The following is a 2,848-nucleotide window of genomic DNA, read 5'->3' as shown; positions in this document are numbered from 1 at the left end:
AGCGCGAGACGGCCTTCCTGCTGGCGCTCGCCGATCTCGCGCGGCTCGCCGACGGCCGCCAGACGACGCATCTCCTGAGCGACCTTGCCGAAGCCGCCACCTCCGCCGCCATCGACCACCTGCTGCTCGCCGCCGCCGACAGCGGCAAGATCAGGATCGCCGACCGGTCGAAGCCGAGCGGGGGATCGGGACTCATCGTGCTCGGCATGGGCAAGCTCGGCGCCAACGAACTCAACTATTCCTCCGACATCGACCTCGTCGTCTTCTTCGAGCCGCAAGCCGGGATCGTCGCCGACCCGGGCGAGGCGACGGAGACCTTCGCGCGGATGATCCGCCGGCTCGTGCGCATGCTGCAGGAGCGCACCGCCGACGGTTACGTCTTCCGCACCGACCTGAGGCTGCGGCCCGACCCGGGAGCGACGCCGCTTGCCATCTCCACCGAGTCCGCCCTCGTCTATTACGAGGGGCGCGGGCAGAACTGGGAGCGGGCGGCCTTCATCAAGGCACGGCCGGTGGCGGGCGACCTGAAGGCCGGTGCGGCGTTCCTGCGCGAGCTCACCCCCTTCGTCTTCCGCAAATATCTCGACTATGCGGCGATCGCCGACATCCACTCGATCAAGCGGCAGATCCACACGCACAAGGGCCACGGCGAGATCGCGGTCCGGGGCCACAATGTCAAACTCGGCCGCGGCGGCATCCGCGAGATCGAGTTCTTCGTGCAGACCCAGCAGCTGATCGCCGGCGGACGTCTGCCGGCGCTGCGCCTGCGCGGCACCGAGGCCATGCTGCATGCGCTCGCCAATGCGAACTGGATCGACGCCGAGACGGCCGCCGAACTGGTAGGAGCCTACTGGTTCCTGCGCGATGTGGAGCATCGCATCCAGATGGTGCGCGACGAACAGAGCCACCTTTTGCCGGAAACCGAGGCGGAACTGAAACGCATCGCCTTCATGATGGGCTTCGGGACCACGGCGGACTTTTCCCGGAGCATGGTCGAGACCCTGCAGACGGTCGAGCGGCGCTATGCCACGCTTTTCGAGCAGGAGACCGATCTCGCGAGCGAGACCGGCAACCTCGTCTTCACCGGCCAGAACGACGATCCGGACACGCTGGAGACGCTGAAGCGGCTCGGCTTCGAACGGCCGGCGGACATCTCGCGCACCATCCGCACCTGGCATTACGGCCGGTATCGGGCGACGCAGTCCGTCGAGGCGCGGGAGCGGCTGACGGAGCTGATGCCGGAACTCCTGCGCGTCTTCGGCGAGAACAAGCGGGCCGACGAGGCGCTGCTGCGTTTCGACCAGTTCCTCTCCGGCCTGCCGGCCGGCATCCAGCTCTTCTCGCTGCTCAGCAACAATCCGGCGCTGCTTTCGCTGATCGTCACCATCATGTCGGCGGCGCCGCGGCTTGCCGATATCATTGCCGCTAAGCCGCATGTGTTCGACGGCATGCTCGACCCCGCGCTGCTCGCCGAACTGCCGACGCGCGCCTATCTCGCCGAGCGCATCGAGGGGTTCGTGGCGGGAGCCCGGCACTACGAGGAGGTGCTCGACCGGCTGCGCATCATCGCGGCCGAGCAGCGCTTCCTGATCGGCATCCGGTTGCTGACCGGGGCGATCCCCGCCGAACGGGCCGCCCGCGCCTTCACCCATCTCGCCGACCTGATCGTCGAGGCGGCGCTGACGGCCGTCCGGCGCGAGATCGAGACGGCGCACGGCGTCTTTCCGGGCGGTCGCCTCGCCGTGCTCGGCATGGGCAAGCTCGGCAGTTACGAGCTGACCGCGGGCTCCGACGTCGATCTCATCCTGCTCTATGACTACGACGACGCAGCCGGTGAATCGGATGGCGCCAAACCGCTCGATTCGACGCGCTATTTCACCCGCATCACCCAGCGCCTGATCGCGGCGCTTTCGGCCCCGACGGCCGAGGGCGTGCTCTACGAGGTCGACATGCGGCTTCGTCCGTCCGGCAACAAGGGTCCGGTTGCGACCCGCATCACCGCCTTTTCGAAATACCAGGCGGAGGAGGCATGGACATGGGAGCACATGGCGCTGACCCGGGCACGGGTGGTCTGCGGCGACGCGAGCCTGCGGCAGGAGGCGGAAGCGATCATGCACGCGGTGCTCGGCCGCCGGCGGGACAGTCCGAAGATCGCCGCCGACGTCGCCGAAATGCGGGCGCTGATCGACAAGGAAAAGCCGGCGCGCGACATCTGGGACCTGAAGCACATTCCGGGCGGCCTGATCGACATCGAATTCATCGCGCAATACCTGGCGCTCGTCGCACCGGCGCGCGGCCTGCCGGCAATGGACCGCGTGGCGTCGACGCACGACGCGCTGGTCCATCACGCCGCAGGGCTGGCGGAGGACGAACGGGCCACCGTTCTCTCGGCGCTCGATCTCTACACGCGCATCTCGCAGATCGTCCGGCTCTGCGTCGGCGGTGCCTTCGACCCCAAGGAGGCGCCCGCCGGGCTCGTCGACCTCGTCTGCCGGGCCGGCGACAGCCCGGACATCCGCGTTCTGGAGGCGGAGCTGCGCCGCCAGTCGAAGGCGGTGCGGAAAATCTTCGTGAAGACGGTCGGCAAGGGATGACCGCCTGGCGGGTCCATCTGCAACGCCTCTTCCTGTCCGGCGGGCATGCCGCTTCCCCGGACGGAAGCTACCGCGGAGTCATACCAGCCTGCACTGATATTGAGCGATTGCGCCGGAGCGATTTTGGCCTGCGGCCAGGAGAAAACCGCAGCCGGACCTTTCGGTCCGGCAAGGATTTTCGACGCCGTCCGCAGGCCAAAAGTGCCCGGCCCTCCGGGTGGCCCGTCTGTCGGCCACCGGCAGTGTCGCAATCC

General features: G+C 68.0%; 1 protein-coding gene. It reads left to right on the top strand.

Annotated elements, in window-relative coordinates; translation table 11 throughout:
* Window positions 1-2,594, top strand: a 2,594-nt coding sequence (locus LXM94_RS21650) for a bifunctional [glutamine synthetase] adenylyltransferase/[glutamine synthetase]-adenylyl-L-tyrosine phosphorylase (RefSeq protein ID WP_235773553.1), incomplete at its 5' end; no start/stop codon positions are given.
* Window positions 2,595-2,848: the final 254 nt, after the last annotated feature.

Origin of the sequence: Rhizobium alarense, from assembly GCF_021555155.1 — a bacterium.
In the GTDB taxonomy this organism is placed as follows: domain Bacteria; phylum Pseudomonadota; class Alphaproteobacteria; order Rhizobiales; family Rhizobiaceae; genus Rhizobium_D; species Rhizobium_D alarense.
The sequence above is the reverse complement of the archived record's forward strand: the minus strand, read 5'-3'. Positions and strand labels throughout refer to the sequence as shown.